General features: G+C 38.2%; 20 protein-coding genes. 12 read left to right on the forward strand and 8 right to left on the reverse strand.

Annotated elements, in window-relative coordinates; translation table 11 throughout:
* Positions 1-9: 9 nt before the first annotated feature.
* The gene (locus tag ACILP5_RS04925) at positions 10-765 is read left to right on the forward strand and encodes an ATP-binding cassette domain-containing protein (RefSeq protein WP_395617541.1); all 756 of its coding nucleotides are present in this window, start codon (positions 10-12) and stop codon (positions 763-765) included.
* Here the strand turns inward: ACILP5_RS04925 and ACILP5_RS04930 are convergent.
* Positions 749-1,519: a TatD family hydrolase gene (locus ACILP5_RS04930; protein WP_395617542.1), complete on the reverse strand. Its 771-nt coding sequence runs from the start codon at positions 1,517-1,519 to the stop codon at positions 749-751. The genes ACILP5_RS04925 and ACILP5_RS04930 overlap by 17 nt on opposite strands.
* Positions 1,516-2,127, reverse strand: a complete 612-nt coding sequence (locus ACILP5_RS04935) for a polysaccharide deacetylase family protein (RefSeq protein WP_395617543.1) — start codon at positions 2,125-2,127, stop codon at positions 1,516-1,518. Before ACILP5_RS04935 ends, ACILP5_RS04930 begins: the two co-directional genes overlap by 4 nt.
* Before the next feature lie 11 nt (positions 2,128-2,138).
* On the opposite strand from ACILP5_RS04935, the gene ruvC reads away from it, so the two are divergent.
* The gene (gene ruvC / locus ACILP5_RS04940) at positions 2,139-2,714 is read left to right on the forward strand and encodes a crossover junction endodeoxyribonuclease RuvC (protein WP_395617544.1); all 576 of its coding nucleotides are present in this window, start codon (positions 2,139-2,141) and stop codon (positions 2,712-2,714) included.
* Here the strand turns inward: ruvC and ACILP5_RS04945 are convergent.
* A complete protein-coding gene (locus ACILP5_RS04945) occupies positions 2,707-4,626 on the reverse strand; it encodes a thioredoxin domain-containing protein (protein WP_395617545.1) in 1,920 nt (639 codons plus the stop codon). The two genes, ruvC and ACILP5_RS04945, sit on opposite strands and share 8 nt — an antisense overlap.
* Before the next feature lie 45 nt (positions 4,627-4,671).
* Between ACILP5_RS04945 and ACILP5_RS04950 the strand changes: the two genes are divergently transcribed.
* From ACILP5_RS04950 to ACILP5_RS04965, 4 genes are read left to right on the forward strand one after another with little or no spacing between them, the layout of a single operon-like run.
* Entirely contained in the window at positions 4,672-6,231 is a 1,560-nt protein-coding gene (locus tag ACILP5_RS04950; protein ID WP_395617546.1) for an NAD(P)/FAD-dependent oxidoreductase, read from the forward strand.
* Positions 6,232-6,233: 2 nt separating this feature from the next.
* The gene (locus tag ACILP5_RS04955; RefSeq protein WP_395617547.1) at positions 6,234-6,794 is read left to right on the forward strand and encodes an NUDIX hydrolase; all 561 of its coding nucleotides are present in this window, start codon (positions 6,234-6,236) and stop codon (positions 6,792-6,794) included.
* A gap of 14 nt (positions 6,795-6,808) precedes the next feature.
* The gene (locus tag ACILP5_RS04960; protein ID WP_395617548.1) at positions 6,809-9,538 is read left to right on the forward strand and encodes a DNA gyrase/topoisomerase IV subunit A; all 2,730 of its coding nucleotides are present in this window, start codon (positions 6,809-6,811) and stop codon (positions 9,536-9,538) included.
* Positions 9,538-10,851, forward strand: coding sequence for an MFS transporter (locus ACILP5_RS04965; protein WP_395617549.1), 1,314 nt, complete (start codon positions 9,538-9,540; stop codon positions 10,849-10,851). The genes ACILP5_RS04960 and ACILP5_RS04965 overlap by 1 nt, the downstream gene beginning before the upstream one ends.
* Here the strand turns inward: ACILP5_RS04965 and ACILP5_RS04970 are convergent.
* Positions 10,838-11,761: a LysR substrate-binding domain-containing protein gene (locus tag ACILP5_RS04970; protein ID WP_395617550.1), complete on the reverse strand. Its 924-nt coding sequence runs from the start codon at positions 11,759-11,761 to the stop codon at positions 10,838-10,840. The genes ACILP5_RS04965 and ACILP5_RS04970 overlap by 14 nt on opposite strands.
* A gap of 121 nt (positions 11,762-11,882) precedes the next feature.
* On the opposite strand from ACILP5_RS04970, the gene ACILP5_RS04975 reads away from it, so the two are divergent.
* Positions 11,883-12,419 (forward strand): peroxiredoxin, encoded by a 537-nt coding sequence (locus ACILP5_RS04975; RefSeq protein WP_395617584.1) that lies wholly within the window; start codon positions 11,883-11,885, stop codon positions 12,417-12,419.
* 47 nt (positions 12,420-12,466) lie between these two features.
* Positions 12,467-13,039, forward strand: coding sequence for a carboxymuconolactone decarboxylase family protein (locus ACILP5_RS04980; protein WP_395617551.1), 573 nt, complete (start codon positions 12,467-12,469; stop codon positions 13,037-13,039).
* Positions 13,040-13,091: 52 nt separating this feature from the next.
* Here the strand turns inward: ACILP5_RS04980 and ACILP5_RS04985 are convergent, their stop codons facing one another.
* On the reverse strand, positions 13,092-15,116 hold the full coding sequence (locus tag ACILP5_RS04985) for an OmpA family protein (protein WP_395617552.1): 2,025 nt from the start codon (positions 15,114-15,116) through the stop codon (positions 13,092-13,094).
* A gap of 4 nt (positions 15,117-15,120) precedes the next feature.
* Positions 15,121-15,783: a ribulose-phosphate 3-epimerase gene (gene rpe / locus ACILP5_RS04990; protein ID WP_395617553.1), complete on the reverse strand. Its 663-nt coding sequence runs from the start codon at positions 15,781-15,783 to the stop codon at positions 15,121-15,123.
* A 74-nt stretch (positions 15,784-15,857) separates the two neighbouring features.
* Between rpe and ligA the strand changes: the two genes are divergently transcribed.
* Genes ligA through ACILP5_RS05010 form a run of 4 tightly spaced genes read left to right on the forward strand, consistent with a single transcriptional unit; the run spans position 15,858 to position 19,479 of the window.
* Entirely contained in the window at positions 15,858-17,855 is a 1,998-nt protein-coding gene (gene ligA / locus ACILP5_RS04995) for an NAD-dependent DNA ligase LigA (RefSeq protein WP_395617554.1), read from the forward strand.
* Positions 17,856-17,858: 3 nt separating this feature from the next.
* Positions 17,859-18,752, forward strand: coding sequence for a 4-hydroxy-tetrahydrodipicolinate synthase (gene dapA, locus ACILP5_RS05000; RefSeq protein ID WP_395617555.1), 894 nt, complete (start codon positions 17,859-17,861; stop codon positions 18,750-18,752).
* 3 nt (positions 18,753-18,755) lie between these two features.
* Entirely contained in the window at positions 18,756-19,058 is a 303-nt protein-coding gene (locus ACILP5_RS05005) for a Dabb family protein (protein WP_395617556.1), read from the forward strand.
* The gene (locus ACILP5_RS05010; protein WP_395617557.1) at positions 19,039-19,479 is read left to right on the forward strand and encodes a hypothetical protein; all 441 of its coding nucleotides are present in this window, start codon (positions 19,039-19,041) and stop codon (positions 19,477-19,479) included. Before ACILP5_RS05005 ends, ACILP5_RS05010 begins: the two co-directional genes overlap by 20 nt.
* Here ACILP5_RS05010 and ACILP5_RS05015 read toward each other — a convergent pair.
* Positions 19,445-20,827 carry an alpha-L-fucosidase gene (locus ACILP5_RS05015; protein ID WP_395617558.1) on the reverse strand — a complete coding sequence of 461 codons (1,383 nt, stop codon included), beginning with the start codon at positions 20,825-20,827 and terminating at the stop codon, positions 19,445-19,447. The genes ACILP5_RS05010 and ACILP5_RS05015 overlap by 35 nt on opposite strands.
* A complete protein-coding gene (locus ACILP5_RS05020; protein ID WP_395617559.1) occupies positions 20,827-23,253 on the reverse strand; it encodes a M14 family zinc carboxypeptidase in 2,427 nt (808 codons plus the stop codon). The genes ACILP5_RS05015 and ACILP5_RS05020 overlap by 1 nt, the downstream gene beginning before the upstream one ends.
* Positions 23,254-23,302: the final 49 nt, after the last annotated feature.

Below are 23,302 nucleotides of genomic sequence, written 5' to 3' on the forward strand. Positions count from 1 at the left end.
ATAGGTTTAATGTTAACAATCGGCATAAAGAAACACCAAGTTACTAGTCATTTTGCTTTATCCAATATTCAAATAAAGGTAAAATCAGGTGAAATCTACGCATTAATCGGCAAAAGTGGTTCTGGAAAAAGTACTATCGCGAAACTATTAGTCGGCTTAAGTATCGACTCGGACTACTCCGTAAAAATTAATTCCAAAGAACTTAATGATGGAATAGAACGCTTAATCCCCCAATTCAAGCAAGCAGGATACGTTCCCCAAACTTTACATCTAAAACCCTATCATACGGTATACGATTACGCTCAGATATTGTTTCAGTACTTACCTAGTAATCAGCAAGATTCAGTTATAACGAAGTATTTAAAGCATTTCTATTTAATTAAACAAAAAGACACAAAAGTTGCCTCTCTATCAGGAGGAGAACGACAAAAACTAGCCTTGTTAGAAGCGATAAGTCAGCCTATTTCTTATTTAGTATTAGATGAACCATTTAGTCAATTAGATACCGAACAAAAACTAGAGTTTTCACAAATAATAGCCTCAGTGGTTGCAGAAAGAGCTATTCCATGTGTACTTATTAGCCATGATTTAACCGATATACTTCAATTAAGTCAACGTGTAGGCATCATGGAAAAAGGAAAATTGGTCTTTCAAGGATCTTGGGAAAAGTTTAAAACTTCGCCTAACTCGGTTGTTATTAGATTAAAAAAAGCGATTCTTTCTTGGGATGATCAGATGAAAGTCCTAATTAATAACCTGAGATAGCCTTTAATTTATTTGCATTTTGATTTGTTTGTTGAACCAATTCTTTTAAAGATATTTCGAATAAATCAGCCAATTTTTGGGCTATGAGTGGGATATTTTTAGGGGAATTAGGTTTACCCCGAAAAGGCACCGGGCTTAAATAAGGTGCATCTGTTTCTAATACAATATGGCTAAGAGGTATATCTTTGATATCTTGAAATAGGGTGGTGTTTTTATACGTAATAACTCCACCAATGCCTAATAAAAAGCCTAAATCAGTCAAAACCTTAGCTTCTCTAGCATCTCCTGAAAAGCAATGAATAATACCCCTTAATTCTTTAAATTCAGGCAATTTAAAAGTCTTTATCAAGTCCGCATACGCTTTACGGCAATGAATATCAACCCATAATCCTTTTTCTAAAGCCCAGTGACATTGCTGCTTGAAAGCATCCATTTGATGTTCAGCAAATGCGGTATCCCAATAATAATCCAGACCTATCTCACCGATAGCTACCACTTTATTTCGATTTAATTCTACTTTAAGAGCAGCTAATTCTTCAAGATAATTTTCTTTTACATAGGTAGGGTGCAATCCGATCATTGGGAGTACAAAATCAGGATAGGCTGTACTTAAATTCTTTACGTCAGTCCAGGATTCAAGATCACAATTAGGCAACCAAACTTCGGTTACACCTTCCTCTTGAATTTCCTTTATATGTAAGGTTATATCTTCTTGAAAATGAACATCATACAGATGAGCGTGCGTATCGATCATAAGGCGGAACAGGATAAATTTTGAGACACGCAATACGCTAAAATAGCGGGTAAAATATTTTTCAGATGAGGAGCCGCTTTAATACTATCATGCATAACAACAATAGCCCCAGGTTTTAATAAAGGTAAAACGGAATGAAGTATAGCTTCTGAGCTCAGTGAGGAATTATAATCACCTGTTAAGACAGACCACAAAATTACGTTTGGTAGGCCTTTGTACATTTTTCTTGTAATACGACCATATGGGGGACGAAAACCGATGGAGTGGATGCCTTGTTTATTGAAAACAACATCACATGCTTCCATATCTACTTGATAGGCAGCAAAATCAACAGTCCAAGCATTTAGATGGTTCATCGTGTGATTTCCAATACTATGGCCTTCCGATTTAATTCGATCCATTATGGTAGGATGCGCCGCTGCGTTCTTGCCAATACAGAAAAAAGTAGCTTTCGAATTGTATTCTGCTAAGCATTTTAACACAAAATCCGTAATTTCAGGAGTTGGTCCATCATCAAAGGTTAAATAGATCTCACGTTCAGAATCCTTTGACCACGTAAAACGGGGAAAAAGAGAAGGAATAAACGACGGAATTTGATGAATAAACATGAGCTGATTTAATGACGCAAATTAACACTTCCACTTCAGAAAAAATAATCTTAGGGATAGATCCAGGGACGCGATTCCTAGGTTATGGTTTATTGCGCATTAATCAGGACAAGGTGACCATTTTACAATATGGTGTATTAAACTTGACTAAATACACGACACAGGGAGCTAAATTTTTAAAGATTCATGAGCGTGTTCTGGGAATCATTGAAGAGTTTTTGCCGGATGAGATAGCAATTGAATCACCTTTCTTTGGCAAAAATGTGCAGTCAATGCTCAAATTAGGCCGTGTTCAAGGAATGGTCATGTCTTTGGCCTTCTCTAAATCGATACCCATAGCCGAATACGAACCTAAAAAAATCAAACAATCAGTTACCGGAAATGGGAATGCCTCGAAGGAGCAAGTGGCTAAAATGGTCGAAATCATTGGCAATATTAAATTAGATGCCAAATTACATGATGCCACCGATGCGCTCGGTATCGCCATCTGCCATCATTTTCACAACAAAAACATAAGCTCAACAATCAAAGGGACGAAGAAGGGCTGGGGAGCCTTTGTCACTGAGAATCCAAATCGAATTAAATAAGTGTTGCTAATTGTTTATCCACTTCTTCCAAAGATTTAACAGGGGAGAAGCAATAATCTCTGATACACAATAAATAGCCCACAATACCTTCGTAAGGAATAAAAACGATCTGGTCTTTATCAATACACCAATCAAATTCGGCTAAACCATCAGCGGCACTCCCATATTTCAGCAGAGCTTTTGGATGTTCCACCCAATCCGAATAGATGCGTAACCAATTGGCAAAATAGGCGGGATGAGCGATAGCTCTATCTAAGATTTGAGATAACATATCACGACCTTCCAAGGTAAATTCAGTATTATTCGTTAAAATTCCCATCCATAAAAAAGATTCGCATAACATTGAATTAGAGGATGGCATTACCGAATCCATCACCTCCACCTTTTCTGCAATTAAATAATCCGCTTTCTTCGACCGATAAACATACAAAGCTAATTCGTTATGTCTAAAATCTTGTTGAATTTTCCCTAAAATAGCTTCCGCTTTCGCTAAATAGGCGGAATCCTTATATTGAAGATAGGTTTGAATATAGACTAGGCACAAAGCAGATAAATCATCCAAAAAGGCATAAATAGGTTCTCTCGAATAGGTGGCTTGGTGAAGCCAAATAGAACCAGACTTATATTCTATTTCGATGGCATGTAATAATTCTAAAGCTGAGGTCAAATCCTCTTGGCGACCAAATACTTGATAAACCTCTAAAAAAGCGCTCACTAACTGCGCATTCCATACTAGTATCTCTTTGGTATCCGTTCCTGGACGTACTCTTAATTTTCTCCAATCCAATAATTGCGCCATCTCTTTCTTAAAATACGCATTCAAAACAGGGCTCGATTTAAACAAAATATTACGTCCTTCTTCCCAATTGCCGTGTTTTGATATAGCGTAAGTCTTCAAAAACTCTTCATTATTTAATGCAGCTAATTCCTTATAAGTCCAGGTATAAAATAAACCTTCTACACCTTCTGAATCAGCGTCTAAAGAAGAATAATATAGTCCTTTAGGGGATTGTAATTCGCGTTTTATAAATAAAATGGTATCAAAAATCACTTCTTGATAAAGCGGATTCTTTTCCCGTTTATAAGCTTTTGTATAAGCCATTAACAGCTGTGCATTATCATATAACATCTTTTCAAAATGAGGGCAAAACCACTCTGAATCGACTGAATAGCGCGAAAAACCTCCGCCAACTGCGTCATAAATACCACCTTGTGCCATTTTTTCTAACCAAGTTTGGGTTAAAACAGGCACTCCTAATTCTACTGAAAGACTAGATGGCAGCGTATATAAAAACTGAATTAATGAGGGAAGAGGGAATTTAGGTGCTTTGTTAATACCGCCGAATATGGGATCCAATGCAATCTTAATTTTATTGACTGCAGCTGGAATGACGAGTGAAACCTCGTTCAAATCCGTATGAGCGAAGAAAGTGGCGTTCTCAGATAAGCTATCGGCAAATCCATCAGCAGATTTAGCTAATTCTTCCCGGTTATTCTTGAAAGCATTATGTATCGAATGCAATAATTGAATCCAATTATCGCGTTTAAAATAGGTGCCCCCATAAAATGGTTTTTGATCAGGCATTAGAAAAACATTTAAAGGCCATCCTCCATTTAATCCCATCTGATGCAAAGCCTCCATGTATACCATATCCACATCTGGGCGTTCCTCCCGATCTACCTTGATATTGACAAAATACGCATTCATGATAGAAGCAACCTCTTCATTTTCAAATGATTCGTGCTCCATCACATGACACCAATGACAAGCGGCGTACCCAATACTAACTAAAATGGGTTTATCCTCCTTTTTAGCGCGTTCTAAAGCCTCAGGACCCCAGGGTTCCCAATGAACTGGATTGTTTTTATGTTGCAATAAATAGGGGGAAACTTCTGAGCCGAGCTTATTCATCCGAAATAGTAAAAATAGATTCGTAAATTTGCACAAAATACTTGTATGATTGACCAAAGAGATTTCGTTCTTAGCCCAGAAATTGCCCATTCGCCTGAAAAATTAGCTGAGTTTCTGACAGCTGAAATGGGTGCGGCATTTTTAGAATCAACGAAATATCGTATTGAAAAAAGGTCAATCGACGCTAGAAGCAGACAAATCAAAGTAAACCTTCGCATAGGTTTCTACGAAAAAGACTACGATTTTAGTCTTTCTGCTCAATTGCCATCCTTACCCAAATCAGCTAAAAAAGTATTGATTATCGGTTCAGGACCGGCTGGATTATTTGCCGCGATAGACTTAGTAAAAAAAGGAATCAAACCCATCGTCATCGAACGAGGCAAGGACGTCAGAGAACGTAGAAGAGATCTTGCTGCTATTAACCGCTTCAATTTAGTGGACCCTGATTCCAATTATTGTTTTGGAGAAGGGGGAGCAGGAACCTATTCGGATGGTAAATTATATACGAGAAGTACGAAGAGAGGGGACATCAAAGGAGTTTTAGAAACCTTTGTGGCCCATGGTGCCAATAGCGATATCTTATTTGAAGCACATCCACACATCGGTACGAATAAATTACCAGGTATTATTGCATCGATGCGCGACGCAGTGATTGCTGCAGGTGGTGAAGTACATTTTAATCACCGGGTAATTGATTTCATCATTGAGAAAAAATCTATCAAAGGAGTTATTTGCAAGAATGAGGAAGAATTTCAGGCAGATCGATTATTATTAGCTACAGGCCATTCTGCACGTGATATTTTCCAATTATTGCAAGACAAAGGGGTGGCTATCGAGGCTAAACCTTTCGCCATAGGGGTCAGAATTGAACACCAGCAATCCTTTATTGATCAAGCACAATACAAAGTAAAAAAACGCCCAGAGTATTTACCACCAGCCAGTTTTAGTCTAGTAACTCAAAGTAATTTCGAAGGTATACAACGAGGTGTTTTCTCCTTCTGTATGTGTCCAGGTGGCTTTATTGTACCTTCAGCCACTTCGCCAAATCAAGTGGTGGTGAATGGAATGTCGCCTTCAAGACGAGATTCTAAGTATGCTAATTCGGGAATTGTGGTAAGCATTGTAGAGCAAGATTTATCGAGATACAAGGAATTCGGTGCTTTGGCAGGTATGCAAATGCAGGAAGAGATTGAACAAAAAGCAGGAACTTTAGTAGGAGGGTCCCAAAAAGCCATCTCCCAATATACCCTCGATTTTATACAGGGAAAAGCGAGTAATTCTGCTCATCCGACTAGCTATGTTCCAGGATTAGAGCCAGGCGAGATGCGGGAATTCTTACCGGATTATATATCTGAACCTTTAGCTCAAGGATTTCAGGACTTCAACAAGAAAATACCTGGGTTTTCCTCTAATTTAGGCCAGATCATTGGATTAGAGAGTCGTACCTCGTCACCGGTTAAAATACCACGGGATAAAGAAAGCTTAGAGCATCCACAGATTAAGGGCTTGTACCCTTGTGGAGAAGGAGGCGGTTATGCCGGAGGAATCATGTCAGCCGCCTTAGATGGCATTCGTTGTGCGGAAGCCATTGCTAATTCATTCTAATCATGATGGATTACAAACATTTCAAACAGTTACAGCAAGAAGTCCTGAATCGTCCTGAAATAAAAGAAAAGGCAAAACCAGCGGCAATCGTTATCATCATTGTAGAAGATGAACTAGAGCCACAACACCTTGTTTTAATCGAACGAAATCAATATGACGGACACCACAGTGGCCAAATGGCATTCCCAGGCGGAAAGATGGATCCCACGGATATGAATTTACGTGAGACAGCAGCACGGGAAGTTTGGGAAGAAATAGGAGTGGAGATCGATTCTGCTTCTCTAAACTATGTGACAGAACATTGGATAAACGTCTCTAATTATTGGATTACTGCCTTTTCTGTGCGCATCAATAAAAAGCTGAGCTACGATTTAAATAAAAGAGAAATTAATCGTATTTTTGAAATACCTGTGTCTTTCTTTCAAGATCCGGCTAATCTACAACCTTATGAAGTTAGCTACGATGGAAATAAAATCCTGAGTCCTTCCTTTGTGTATGAAGGGAACTTAATTTGGGGAGCCACAGCGTTAATTATGTACCAACTCTTCCACGGAGAAGAATAATAGCGATTATTACTATGAGTGAAACAGCGGACGGCGCACTACAGAATCAAATTGCGGTAGCAGGGATGTATGAGAATTGGTTCTTAGAATATGCTTCTTACGTTATATTAGAGCGCGCGGTTCCTGCCGTGGAGGACGGTTTAAAGCCTGTTCAGCGTCGTATTTTGCACGCATTGAAGGAAATGGACGATGGCCGTTTCAATAAAGTGGCTAATGTGATTGGACAGACGATGCAATACCACCCACACGGGGATGCATCTATCAATGATGCGATTGTTAATTTAGGCCAAAAAGAGCTTTTATTTGATTGTCAAGGTAACTGGGGCGATAACCGAACAGGCGATAGCGCAGCGGCGGCCCGTTATATCGAAGTACGTTTATCTAAATTTGCCAGTGATGTTGTATTTAACAACCAGACCACGGAATGGCAGATGTCCTACGATGGTCGCAAGCGTGAACCCGTTACTCTTCCTATTAAATTCCCGCTACTACTTGCTCAAGGTGTAGAAGGTATTGCCGTAGGTTTGGCAACCAAAATTATGCCGCATAATTTCTGTGAAATTATTCAGGCTTCCATTGATATTTTAAATAACAAGAAAGTAGAATTATATCCCGATTTCCTATTAGGCGGAATGATGGATGCGTCGAATTATAACGATGGTTTACGGGGTGGAAAGATCCGTATTCGCGCTAAAATCGATGAATTAGATAAGAAGACGCTTGTTATCACCGAGATTCCTTTTACGACTACCACCACCTCTTTGATTGATTCGATCATCAAAGCAAATGATACGGGTAAGATCAAGATTAAGAAGGTGATTGATAATACGGCGAAGGACGTAGAAATTCAAATCCAATTAGCTCCGGGTATTTCCCCTGACGTGACGATTGATGCGCTTTACGCCTTTACGGATTGTGAAGTATCTATTTCTCCGAATGCCTGTGTGATTATCGAAGATAAGCCACATTTTATGGGTGTAGGTGAAATTCTGCGTGTATCTACGAATCAAACAGTCGATCTACTTCGCCAAGAATTAGAGATCCGGAAAGGGGAGTTGATGGAAAAGGTGCTATTTAGCTCTTTGGAAAAAATATTCATCGAAAACCGCATCTACCGCGACATCGAAGAATGCGAAACTTTCGAATTAGTCATTCAAACGGTTGATAAAGGCTTAGAACCTTATAAGAAAGATTTCTACCGCGAGATTACAGAAGAGGATATTTTAAAGTTATTAGAAATTCGTATCAAGCGTATTTCAAAATTCGACAGCTTCAAGGCAGACGAATTAATGAAGCGTTTACTAGACGAGTTAGCCGAAGTGGAAGACCATTTAGCTAATTTGATTCGCTACGCGATTGATTACTTCAAAAACTTATTAGCTAAATACGGCAAGGGAAGAGAGAGACGTACAGAAATCAAAAATTTCAATACTATCTCAGCCACTGTAGTTGCTGCAGCTAATCAAAAATTATACGTTAACCGCGAAGATGGTTTCATTGGTTATGGTATAAAGAAAGACGAATACGTAATGGATTGCTCGGATATCGATGATATCATCGTTTTCCGTTCTAACGGAACATGCGTTGTCACTAAAGTACAAGAGAAAGTATTTGTGGGTCGTGACATCATCTATTGCTCTGTATTCAAGAAAAATGACGACAGAAAAGTGTATAACCTAGTTTATCTAGATGGAAAGTCTGGTACATCATATGTTAAGCGTTTCAAAGTCACTTCAGTTACTCGCGATCGTGAATACAAAGTGAGCAGTGATAATGCCAAATCAAAACTTACCTATTTCTCCGCCAATGAAAACGGCGAGGCGGAAGTAATCCAAATCAGCTTAACGGCTAATTGCACCGCTAAAATAAAGCAATTTGACTATGATTTTGCCAAATTAGCGATCAAAGGGCGGGAGTCCCTAGGCAATATGCTGACTAAGTATCCAGTACGAAAGATTACCATGAAATCCGCGGGTGTTTCTACCTTAGGTGGGGTGGATATTTGGTATGATCCGACAATTGGGCGTTTAAATCGTGATGGACATGGAGATCATATTGGCAATTTCGAGCCCAATGATAGCATTTTAGCCATCTACTCATCTGGAAACTATGAGTTGACGAATTTCGAATTAACGAATCGCTATCCAGCTGAAGAAATAATGTACCTGAAGAAATTTGAACCTCAGTCCATTATCACCGCTGCCTATTTCGACGGATCTAATAAAACACACTTGATCAAGCGTTTCCATTTAGAAACCACTTCATTAGACAAGAAATTCTTGTTCATTTCTGATCACAAAGCAAGTAAATTAATTGCAGTTACTGATAATTATGCCCCGAATGTGCAGATTAAGCATAAACCAGATGGCAAAACAAACGAATTAGAAATTATCCCAATTGATGACTTAGCTGAGGTTCGCGGATGGAAGGCGTTGGGGAGTAAGTTGAATTATCCGAAATTAGTGGACTTAACATTTTTAGAAACGGAAGAAGAGGCGCCTGTTAGCGAAAAAGCGTCACCAGTAGAAGCAGAAGCTGAAGAAGTAGAAGTAGAAATTCAAGCAGAAGTCGAAATAGAGTCGGAGGAAGAGCAAGTCGTAGAGGAAGTAAACGTGACAAACGACGAACCTGAATTTGTCGTTAATTTTCCTTCTGAGAAAGAAGAAATACAGACAGAGGAGAAGGAAGATATACCATTTGAAATCAAAAATCCACCAACTGGGGAGCAGTTAGGCCTATTTTAATGGAGTTAAAGCTGAATAATCCGAAAACTTTGAATGCCTGGGCCTTTTATGACTGGGCAAATTCAGTTCATTCTTTAACGATTACTTCAGCCATTTTTCCCATTTATTTTCCTAATGCAGCCGTCACTTTAGGCAGTGACACACCTGGCATTATTAATATACTAGGTTTTGAGTTAAGCAACACGGTTGTTTTCTCCTACTCGATTTCACTCGCTTTTTTAGCACTAACTTTTTTAATGCCATTCCTTTCTGGAATTGCAGATTATACAGGTTCAAAGAAAAGCTTCATGCGTTTCTTTTGCTACCTAGGGTCACTTAGTTGCATTGCCCTGTTTTTCTTTAGCAAAGGACATTATTATATTGGAACACTAGGATTCCTATTTTCAATTATTGGTTGGGGTGGAAGTATGGTATTCTATAATAGCTTTTTGCCCGAAATAGCTAGCCCAGACCGTTTTGATAGATTAAGTGCGAAAGGTTTTACTTTAGGATATATCGGTTCGGTCTTATTATTAGTCCAAAACCTTACCATGCTCTTAAAACCAGAATGGTATGGTGGGATTGGAGGCGAAATGGCAGCGCGAGTTTCTTTTTTAACTGTCGGTATATGGTGGTTAGTGTTTGCGCAAATACCTCTTCATTATTTACCTGATTCGAAGGCTAAGGAAAAAGACACCAATCAATGGTGGCTGGGCGGTTTTAATGAACTCAAGAAAGTTTTTAAAGAAGTATCGCTTAATAAGGAGATTAAAAATTTCTTAGTAAGCTTCTTCTTATTCAATATGGGTGCACAAACGGTAATGTATTTAGGTGCCTTATTTGGTAGTCAAGAATTACATTTACCCGAAGATGCCCTGATTATTACAATTCTATTGATCCAATTAGTGGCTATTCCGGGGGCTTATTTTTGTGCCCGTTTATCTGGTTGGGTGGGGAATATAAAAGCGCTTGGCTTGATTGTCTTCGTTTGGATAATCGTCTGCGCCTATGCTTACACGGTCACGACGCAGTTCAATTTCTATTTATTAGCTACTGCCATCGGTTTTGTGATGGGAGGAATTCAATCAAATAGCAGAGCCACCTATGCAAAATTGTGCCCAAAAGGGGAGAAGGACACCGCCTCGTACTTCAGCTTCTATGACGTATGCGATCGCATGTCAACGGTAATAGGTACGTTTATGTTTGGCCTAATTATTCAATTAACAGGCAATATGCGCATCAGTATATTAGTTCTCACTTTTGTTTTTGGCGCTAGTTTAATCTTCTTAAGACCCTTATTACTAAGCCCTAAGGCAAAAGCTATATGGGAATAATATTTCTTTCCGTTGCCTGTTTCCATGAATCTGGAATATGAGCGAGGATTTCGACCTCTAAAGCCTTTACAATGGCCTTTCTAGAATAAGATGTAGCATGAACAAGCGCAACTTCTCTAACGGGCTTCGGTTCAGGTAAGGTATACACTTTCTCTTTCAATTTAGGATCTAGGTAGTCAACGAACATTTGAGGAATGATGGTCTGGCCAAAACCCTGATCGGCTAACCGCACAATCGTTTCCATACTTCCCGTCTGGTAGGTCATATTTGTCCCAATTAAAGGACCTGTGGGTAAATTACAAATTGAATTTACTTGACTAGACAAACAGTGGCCCTCTTCTAAAAGCCATAATTTGGCAGGATCTAAAGTAGACTTTAGTTTAGAACCATCCTCCTCCCACACATTAGAATAAAGAAATAACTCCTCATAATAGAGCGGTATTTCAACCAGCGAATCATTCAATGGGGTGACCAAAATCCCGATATCTATCTTGCCTTCCTTTATCCCTTTCTTAATGTTTGCTGTAGTAGTCTCTGCAATCTGTATACTCAAATCAGGAAATTTCAATTGAAAATCGGCTAAAAATTTAGGCATCAAATAGGGGGCAATAGTAGGAATAACGCCAATAGAAACGGATCCATTCACTTGGTTCGACCAACCTTTGGATAAGGAGAGGATCGAATTACTCTCACTTAAAATAGCTCGTGCCTTATTGATGATATCTCTTGCCTCTATCGTAGGAACTAAAGGTTTTGCCTTACGGTCAAACAAGGTCATATTTAATTCATCCTCTAGCTTTTGTACTTGCATACTCAAGCTAGGTTGTGAAACACAGCAAAAATCGGCGGCCTTGGAAAAACTTTGAAAGTCAGCAAGCGCTACAATGTACTCTAATTGGGTTATGGTCATACTATAATTAAAAACTATACAAATATAGAAAATATAGATTTGACTAATAAGTTAATTAAGAAGATCTTTGCATCACAATTTAAATAGAACAATAAACCAACAAATACAGATGGCAAATCACATGTTAGGATTAGGAAGTCAATTTCCAACGTTTTCAAAAACTGCGGTTGTTTCTTTAGAGCAAGGAAAAGAATTCGCAACTATTACTTCAGAAGATCACAAGAAAGACGGAAAATGGTTAGTTATGTTCTGGTGGCCAAAAGATTTTACTTTTGTTTGCCCGACTGAAATCGCAGAATTTAACCGTCGTGCAGGAGATTTCTCTGATCGTGATGCGGTTTTAATCGGAGCATCTACAGATTCAGAGTTCGTACATGCAGCTTGGAGAAGAGATCACGACGATTTACGTGGATTGAAATTCCCGATGTTAGCGGATACTTCTAAGAGCCTAGCAGAAGAATTAGGTATTTTAACGGAAGGTGAGAAAGTTGCTTACCGAGTTACTTACATCACAGACCAAGATGGTGTTGTACGTTGGGTATCAGCTAACGACCTTTCAGTAGGACGTAACGTAGACGAAGTTCTACGCGTATTAGATGCTTTACAAACAGACGAGCTTTGCCCATGTAACTGGAAAGCTGGCGACGCAACTTTATAATTATCTTTTAGCCCCAGGATTCCCTGGGGCTATTAAATTCATCCAACATGAGTGAAACTAAAGACAACTTATTAGCAGAGATCAATATCCCTGCTACAGAATCGTTCGCCCTTTTAGATACCTTAGATACTGCGGATCACCGCTATATCAAAGATCTAAAAATTAATGTTTCGAACGCCTTACGCGCGCAAACATTAACGGAGAAAGAGGCTATCCTATTAGCTTTGGCCGTATCTGTAAACCAAAAACACACGAGAACAATTGACTCACTAACTGAATTAGCTCTTACAAAAGGAGCTACAGACGCTGAGATCAACGAAATTCATGCCTTGGTTTCTTTATTAAATGCAAACAATATCTTCTACCGCTTTAAGCACATGGTAGACAAAGAATATTACAATACGGCTCCAGCTGGTATACGCATGTCCATCATGATGAATCCAGTATTAGGGAAAGAGTTCTTTGAATTAGCCAGCTTAACAGTCTCAGCCATCAATGGTTGTGAAATGTGTGTTACTTCACATGAGCAATCGGTGAAGAATCACGGAGCGACAGAAGCGAGAATATTAGATGCTATCAGACTAACGGCGATCATTAAGAGTTTGATCGTTCTTTTGTAATAATTTAGTTTTAGGTTGAATTTAAAAGGAGGGGAGCAATTTTCTCCTTTTTTTATTCCATTGGAATTAACGTAAACTCAACCCGACGATTGATTCGTCTCGTATCTTCCAATAAATTATTCGCTATCGGTTTAGCGCCACCCCAACCTTTTGTTTTTATTCTTGCAGCATCAATTCCTTTCGAAGCTAAGTAGGCTTTTACATTATCAACACGTTCTATTGATAATTTCAAGTTATCATTCCAATCTCCTTGATTATCCGTATGACCCTCTAAAAGAATCTGATATGAAGAGTTTTCAAGTAAAATTTGAACTACTTTATCCAGTTCCATCTCAAATCCTTGCTTTAACTCAGCCTTACCTTGGTCAAAACTGATATTAGCTATTGAATACGATTTATTTGGCTCAACAGTTTGCATGATGAAATTTTGATTCAATGAACTAAAACTTTTCAAAGAACTGAAATCAAAATTTTCAGATTTATTTAAAAAGCCGGGCTTCTTCACCTGAACTGAAAATGGCTTTTTGGCCGGCCACATAAAACTATAATCTCCCACATAAGGATCATAATCAATCGATAATGTATCCAATGGATTAAGCTTTGACTTAATTAAGATTCGAGCAGGCATTTGCTCCTTCGTCTTAAGATTAATAACCTGACCATTCATCTGAACAAGAGTCAATGGCTTAGCTTTTTCCGGGATTTTAATGCGAAAAATATCCTCAGCACCTAACGAATTTTCAGTAGAGCTAAAATAAGCATAATCACCTTTAGCAGAGACAGAGAAATAACCATCCCATTGGGGAGTATTGACAATAGGGCCTAAATTTTCAGGTAATGACCAGTTTTGCCAGGTATCATCTAAACGTCGCGTTAAAAAGATATCATTATTACCAAAGCCCACATGACCACTCGAAGAAAAATACATCGTCACTCCATCTGGAGCAATAAAAGGAGTAGATTCCGCCTCACCGGTATTAACAGAAAAACCGATATTTTTAGGCTCAGACCACGTATCATCCGTATTTAAAAAAGACACATAAATGTCTTTACCACCGAATGAATCCTTTGTCTCAGTAGTCATCAATAATACCTTACCATTAGGTGCTAATGTATACTCTGAAAACTCCGACTTATTCTTGAAATTAACTATTTTCAAAGCTTTAGGAAAACTCCATTCACCTGTTCTTAATAAAAATGAAAAAGATACACCTTTCTCCATCGTACCGTCTTTTCCATAAACATTATTTAGCAACAAGGTTTTACCATTAGGAGTAATGCCGCAAACGGCGTTGTTCTCATCGTTATTAATAGGAGGAGAAAATAATGTCGCTTTATTCCAAAGTTTATCCGAAGCGGACCAGGTAGAAACCCATATATCTTGGTTCTTATTAGATCCATAGTTATCCGGGTGTTTCCATCGAGTGAAATACAATTTTTGTCCGTCTGGACTCACTACAGGACAAATCTCATTGAATTTCGAATTAATAAAATTCCCTAAATTCTCTCTTGCCATAAAGGCATTAGGATCAGCTTGCAACTTAATACTTTGTTCAATGGGTTCATCGCTATCTGAAATACCAATGGCATCTATTTGAGAAAAACCCTTCACTCGCATCGAATTAAAAGAAATTTTAAGACTCTTTAAACGAAAATTAGTTTTAGTAGGTAAATTTATGGTAGATACCTGAGAACCAGATGTATTATATCCAGAAGAAAAAGATTTTAAAGGATAAATCTTATTATTAAGATCTAAACCTTCTACTGAACTGATCGTACCCGCTCCAAAATTCTCAAAAATAGCCACTTGTTTAATGGCCATTAACGTATCAAATGAAACAATAATATATTCACCATCAGGATTATCAGGTGTCATACTTTGCCAAGCGCTGGGGCTTGCAACCATTTTTGGATATTTACTCGGTCGACCTAAGGCATGTATAGCCCTAAATTCCTTACCTAATAATGGATCCTTATATTCACTGGAAACAGAAATAACTTGAGAGGCCCATTTAACTTTTTGGGCGAAAGTAACGGTGGACATAAAAATCAACAAGATGCAGATTCTGACACCCATCGGATTAATTTGCTACAGTCAACAATTCAGTTATAGTAGCCTTAGGATCAGCCGAAGCAAAAACAAAACTACCTGCGACTAATACATTTGCGCCAGCATGATATAAATCAGCAGCATTTGCCATCGTAACACCACCATCAATTTCAATTTTCAAGGTGGTATTTCCAGCTTTAGCAGCCATCTCAGCTACACGTTTTGTTTTGTTGATAGCATTAGGGATGAATTTTTGTCCTCCAAAACCCGGATTAACCGACATAATTAAGGCCAGATCCAAATCAGCAATAATATCTTGATACACTTCTACAGGCGTACCAGGATTGATGGCTACACCTGCTAAACAACCAGCATCTTTAATTTGCTGAATCGTACGGTGAACATGAGGACAAGCTTCGTAGTGAACGGTGATGACTTTAGCGCCTGCTTTGGCAAAAGTCGTAATATATTGCTCCGGCTTTTCGATCATCAAGTGAACATCTAAAACCTTCGTAGCAACTTTATTAATCGCCTCAAGCACGGGGAAACCGAAAGAAATATTGGGAACAAATACCCCATCCATCACATCAATATGAATCCATTCTGCAGCGGATTCATTCAACATTTGAACCTCTGAACCAATGTTCAAAAAATCACACGCTAAAACCGAGGGGGCAATGATCAAATTTCTCATATGACAAAGGTATAAAATATTCCCAAACCTTGTTTCACGCTTGATTCCAAATGAATTAAGTTTTAATTTCGATTATGGATATTAATCAGCGAATGAATGAACTCATTGTGAAGATCAATCTTTACAATGAGGCCTATTATCAAAGAAATGAAAGTCTAATTACAGATCAGGCTTTCGATCAATTATTAGCTGAATTAATCAAATTAGAGTCAGAGAATCCACTTTTTGCTCGCTCTGATAGCCCTACACAAAAAGTGGGCGGTACCATCACCAAAGAATTTAAATCCGTTACGCACCAATTCCCCATGCTTTCTTTAGGTAATACCTATAATGAAAGTGATTTAAGGGATTTTGATGAGCGGGTAAAAAAGGGTTTAGAAGGCGAGTCCTTCGAATATGTATGTGAATTGAAATTTGATGGAGTGGCTTTGTCGTTTTGGTATACGAATGGAGTATTACAAAAAGGGGTAACAAGAGGCGATGGTACAAGAGGAGATGACATCACGGCTAATGTTAAGACGATAAAAAGTTTACCTACTCGGATTAATTCTACTCTTTTACCATCGACCTATGAGATAAGAGGAGAAGGGTATATGCCTATCACTTCATTCGATCGGATTAATTCAGAGAAAATAGCGAAAGGGGATCAACCCTTAGCCAATCCCCGAAATGCAGCCTCAGGTACTTTTAAAATGCAGGATTCAGCGGAAGTAGCTCGTCGGGATATGGAATGCTTTATATACTCTTATTTAGGCAATGAAAATCCATTTAATAGCCATTCCGAAGCTTTAGAGCATTTGAAATCGGTCGGATTTAGCATTTCGCCTACCTATCGCGTTTGTGCCTCTATCGATGAAGTACTGACCTACATTGAAGATTGGGCTGACAAGAGAAACGATCTTCCCTTGAATACGGATGGAATTGTCATTAAGGTAAATGATTTTGGACAGCAGGAACGTTTAGGTTTTACAGCCAAATCTCCTCGCTGGGCTATCGCCTTCAAATATCCATCCGAAATTGCACGGACACGCATTAATTCAGTTTCCTACCAAGTGGGGCGAACCGGCAATGTAACGCCCGTCGCAAATTTAGAACCAGTTTACCTAGCTGGAACAGTCATTAAACGCGCTTCTATTCATAATTCGAATGAAATGGAACGTCTAGATTTACGAGAAGGAGATACAGTATTTATTGAAAAAGGGGGAGAAATCATCCCTAAAATAACAGGTGTGGATACCTCGGCTAGGAAGGATGGTTCTTCGTTTATCTTCCCACACGCATGTCCTTCGTGTGATACAGAGTTAATACGCTTAGAAGGAGAAGCGAACCATTATTGTCCAAACGACACAGGCTGTCCTCCTCAGATTAAAGGTAAGATCGAACATTTTATTGCCCGTAAAGCATTGAACATTGAGAATATCGGAACCGAAACGGTGGATCTGTTATTTGAAAAGGGTATTGTCAGAAATGTGGCAGATTTATATGATTTAAGTGCCGAAAAATTCATTGGATTGGAGGGTTTTCAAGCTAAATCGATCCAAAACATATTAAATAGCATCGAAAATTCTAAATCTATTCCGTTTAGGCAGGTATTGTTCGGCTTAGGCATTAGACATGTAGGTGCCACCATCGCTGAAAAATTAGTAATGCATTTTCACTCGCTAGAAAACCTAATTCAAGCAAGTTTAGAAGAATTAATCGCTGTTTCCGAAATAGGGGAGCGTATTGCCGTGAGTGTTCTTTCGTTTTTCGAAAACGCCGAAAACCAAGCAATCATCCAACGTTTGAAATATGCAGGTGTACAATTTTCTGAAGAAATAAACGAAATAGTTTTAGAAACCACCGCACTAGAAGGCAAAAGTTTTGTAATTTCGGGAGTATTCACCCATTTCGACCGGGATGAGTTAAAAGCAAAAATCATCGCTAACGGCGGCAAAGTCGTTTCCAGTATTTCTGCCAAATTAGATTACCTTGTAGCTGGGGAAAATATGGGACCAGCTAAATTGGAAAAAGCCAATTCATTATCCATACCAATTATTTCGGAGAACGAATTTATAGCCCTCCTTTCTTAGATTATGCAATCATTACCTAAATTTCACGGCGTTGCGCCAGCTTTAGTTACACCAATGAACGAAGATCGTTCGATTAATTGGGGTGGACTTAAGAAATTAATACAACACGTGACAACCGGTGGAGTAGATTATTTAGTTGTTCAAGGAACCACTGGAGAATCTGCCACCACCACTTCTGATGAAAAGAAACAAATCGTTTCAACCATTCAAGAAGCGAACATCAAGAATCTCCCTATTGTTTACGGTTTAGGTGGAAACAATACCGATTCGCTATTAGCTCAAATAAAAAACACTTCATTTGAAGGGATTGACGCTATTTTATCCGTTTGTCCTTATTATAACAAACCAAGCGCCAGAGGAGTTATTGCTCATTACGAGGCTATCGCTGATGCCTGCCCAGTTCCAGTCATCATGTACAATATTCCCGGAAGAACGGGAATTAATATGTCAGCAGAAACGGTTTTAAAATTAGCGGAACATAAAAATATTATTGGAATTAAAGAAGCTTCTTGTATCATCGAACAATGTATGGAGATTGTCTACCATAAATCGGATGACTTCCTTTTAATTTCTGGGGACGATGTTCAGGCTGTTCCGATTATTTCTGTTGGTGGAGTAGGAGTGATGTCTGTAATTGCGAATGCATTTCCTCAGCAATTTACCACCATGATCCACCGTGCTTTAGCTGGTGACTTTAAATCAGCTTCTAAGGAATTAGGGAAATTCTTAACCATTGACCCTTATTTATATGAAGAAGGAAATCCAGTTGGAGTGAAGAAATTGTTAGAGAACCAAGGCTTATTTGGGGCTCAGGTACGCATGCCATTGGCAAGTGCATCACCAGAATTAGGAAAAAAATTAGCTCAAATCAGTTCACAAGAAGGTTTAAATAAATAGAATATGTTTGTACACGTTGTAAATTTTTGGTTAAAAAAAGGTTTAAGCAAGGAGGATATCGCCTTATTTGAAGCCGGTGTTCAATCTCTTGCAGAAATTGAAACAGTTGATGTGTTTAGTGTAGGTAAACCTGCAAATACAGATCGTCCTGTGATAGATCGTTCTTATGATTATTGCTTACTAACAACATTTGAAGAGGAGAAGGGACATGATTATTATCAGACTGCACCTATCCACTTAGAATTTATTAAAAATTGTGCCCACCTTTGGGATAAAGTATTAATCTATGATTCAGAAAGCATGTAAGCTACTTCTTGTAGTAGGAGTGGTAGGGTGTTCTAAACATGTTAAGCCGTCTTCGTATTATTCGAATGATTTTAAAAATGGTGGAGTCGAGCGACATGATGGTTTGGGTTTCGAAATTCCCGTTAAATACGATATTGATGTAGTATATTTCAATGAAACTCCTAAGTCAAGCTTTGAGGAAATCGAAACGATCAAAATGTCAGGTGAGGTTCCATTAGAGAATAATCAGACACAAAATGGAAAAATGCTTTACAGAGGTAATCACCAGGATAAAAAGCAGGAGATATTACGCTTGATGGTCGAAAAGGCGATGGAACTAGGAGCTACGGCTCTAGTTGATGTGAAATATTCGGTTTATAGCACGCAAACAGCTAATGGATTTACCTTTACTGGAAAAGCGGTTCGTTACGTGTTGAAATAAACCGATAAGCTTCTAAATTGGATATTAACACGGGTCCTCTAGAGCCGGTAAATCTAATTTGGAAGCTTTTTAGTTTCCGCTCTTTGAAGGTAATCATTCGTTTATGGCCGATCGTACCTGATTTGATCACTTCTTTTATTCCTGTCTCATCCACTAATTCTACTTCAAAGCTGCTTACACGCTGTCCTAAAGCAATGGGTTCTTGAAGCATAATGGTATTTACTTTTTGAACAAAATTTAAATCCACTTTGATCAAATTATTCTTTTCAGATGCCATCCAATAGGTGGAATTCTTTCCATCAAACAAGGGATCTACAGAGTTACCCTTCAAAAGATTAACAAGCGATTTAGCCCGAATAGCTGCAAAACCCATCAAAGAGGCTGAATCATTTTCATGAATTAATCCACGTGTATCAACCGGAATATTTAATAATAAATTAGCATTGCGCCCCACTGAGGCTACATAAATCTTTAATAAAGAATCCGGGGTCTTTACTTTATCATCTTGATCTGGGTGATAATACCAACCTGGTCGAATGGAAACATCTACTTCAGGTGAAACCCAATGCGTCCCATTTTCTTGACCATTTCGGTAATTATCAAAGTCTAAACATCCTGGATAAATTTTGTCTCGTAAAATCGGGCTCCACATCGTATCATAGGCATAACCTCTTTCATTTCCAACCCAACGAATATCAGGTCCTGCATCAGAAAATTGAACCGCGTTCGGTTGGTATTTATTAACCATGGAATGAAAGAGCGGCCAATCGTACACTTGTTTCCTCCCGTTTGGACCTTCTCCATTTGCCCCATCGTACCAAAACTCAAAAATAGGACCATAATTGGTTAATAACTCCTCCTGCATTTTGGCGTACACCTGATTATACTTATCTGTACCATAATCTGGATGAAAACGATCCCAGGGCGATAAATAGATTCCGAGTTTTAACCCATACTTCTTGCAAGCTTCAGATAAATCTTTAACCACATCGCCTTTTCCATTTTTCCATGGTGATTTGGCCACTGAATGGGTAGTATATTTAGAAGGATAAAGTGCGAAGCCATCATGGTGCTTTACCGTCAAAATTAATCCTTTCATTCCTGCCTTCTTAGCGATTCTAGCCCATTGATTACAATCTAAGGCACTCGGATTAAAAGAAGAAGGACTTTCTTTACCTTCACCCCACTCCACATTCGTAAAGGTGTTCATATTAAAATGAATGAAGCCATAATACTCTAATTCTGACCAGGCTAATTGCTTTGCAGAGGGAATAGGATAGACGGGGCTAACCTTTTGAGCGAAAATGGAAGTACTTAATATGGTAAGAAGGAGCGTAAATCGAAACATCAGAATTCAGAATAAAGAAATAAGTTTTCAAAAATGGTTTGACCTTGATTAGGAATTGCTCGGAATAAAGGATTAAAGCCAAACCAAATAATTTTACCCTTATCCATTTCTTTTACACCCAATATCAAAGAATTAGCTAACTGAGCTTTTTTATTTGATCCTACAAACCCCATGATAGTGGGCTTAGATGATGTCTTCAGTACTGGCGTAAAATCTTTTGGAAGCTTAACAAAATCAGCAACCTGATTTAAGATATACATCGAATTTTCATTTATTCTAAATACCAATGGATGCGTCTTTTCCACTTCCACTTGTAACATATTTCCCGAGGTTGAATTAGACAATTCAGCTCTTTCGCGCATGGCATAAGTAGACGTATGTTTAGCGGTATCCTCTTTAGCAACTAAATCTTTATCCTCTATAATTTTACGAGCCCCTTCCATAAGTATCAGTTTTCCACCTTTCTTTACCCAATCCATTAATAGTATCGAATTTGTATTGGATAGGGCACCATGCTTTCCATCAGGGAAAATAAGGTGTGTATAGTGAAATAAATTTGACCTAAACAATTGATTTGATGGAATAAAGGCAGGTTTGAATCCGTATTTCTGAGTCAAAAAATAAGCTAGTTCACCCTGTTGATTTACATCATTTGTAGGATCTACTACAACTGCAATTTTGGGAACAAAAACAGATTTGTAATGAGTAGAACCTAAATCAAAATTATCCGATGATTTAAACGAATCTAAACTAGAAAGTTGAATAGATCTATTCGATGCAAACTTTAACAATTCAGCTCTCTGTAAATCAGTTAATTTTAAACTAGTAATCGTAACAATTCCCGACTTATTCAACGCATCATTATAGGTCACTATAGCGCCCAAGTCAATAGCATATTTAATTAATTCTTGACTTGATTTATAATCAACAATGGTGAATTGATATGCTAATTTCTTTTCATTTAATGAGGACTGCTTAACTTCATTTTGATTCTTGGATGGGCCAAAAACATTTTCATTTAGTCCAAATGCTTTCAATCCATTTAATTGAAACAAGTTCCACGCCGTTATATCATAGGTTAGAGAATCCTCTAATGCGATTGTCGGATCCAATAAAGCCTGAATCAAAGGTGCCGATGGTTGTTTTGCTGAAATGAGTAAACCATGTTTATTTAAAGGAATAGCTACCTGCTTCATGGATGTGTATTCATAGGCAGGAACACTTTTTACTACATCTGTGTAGGAGAACGATATATTATTTTTAATCAACAACTGTTTAAAGTCTTGAGCTTTCACTAATTCTTCTTCAGGGACAAAATAGTAAGCATACTTATTTGAAGGATTCGTTCTTGATTTATCATGAACACCATAAAAAGAAGCTTTTAAGCTTTCTGAGTTTGTAAGTGACCATTCTACTAGGTTTAAAGCCAAAGCTGAATGATGTTTCACTCGATCTACCAAAGAGATCGTATCACCATCACTCTTGGCAGAAATTAATCCACCTCTAATTCCACCTTGCTCTAAAGTCATACCTAACGCGCCATTTAAAACAGGGTAAGTATCACCATAGCCAGGATATAATAAGTCATAAACCTCAGAAGTAAAATAAGGCCATTTCTTTTCATCAAAAAGCTTTGAAAAAGAACGACCTACACTTTCCTGCAAATCTTTAGTCGATTGAGCAATAAAATTCAAATAAGGCTTTGCTGCCGGAGGGAAGTAATACGAATGCTGGAAACTTTGCTCATGAAAATCTGCATGCATCATAGGCATCCAAGAACGATAGAACTTCAAGCGTTGCTGGGTCTCTTTTTGAGTCTGCCAAACCCAATCCCGGTTTAAATCAAATGAAAAATGATTGTAACGACCTGAAGTAATTCCTTCATAATGCTCTTGGTCATTCGGATCAGCATTTCCGCCTGGGATAAAATTTCGGCGATTGTATTGCGTAACATAGGCATCTCGACCATCGGGATTAATACAAGGATCGATTAAAATGACATAAGGAATAGATCTATTGGGATTTGAAATCAAGGCATACAACGTATTCAAAGCAGCCTCGCTTCCGGCAGCTTCATTACCATGTACATTGAATGATAAATTGATAATTACTGGGAGAGTAGGATCTGCTTTTTCCCCTTGAATCCGTTTTTGGTGATTTTGTTGAACTTGCTCCAGGCTAATTCCTGCAGGAAGATTCGCAATAATCATTTGACCTTGTTCACGGCCTTCATTGGTTTGACCATAGACCTGCCATTGGGCTAATCCATTACTTTGTGAAGCTAAATAACGACTGTATGCAACAATGTTATGATGATAAGTAAATTTAGTACCCATCGGATAACCTAAAAATTCTTCAGGAGATTTAATCTGTGCTGAAATACTGATACTAAACAACAATAGGAGACAGGAAAGCAATTTTTTCATTATGTAAATTAGGTTTGCATTAAAATTAAATAAAAGGAGGTAAATTATG

This window comes from Aquirufa sp., from assembly GCF_044239315.1.
GTDB lineage: Bacteria > Bacteroidota > Bacteroidia > Cytophagales > Spirosomataceae > Aquirufa.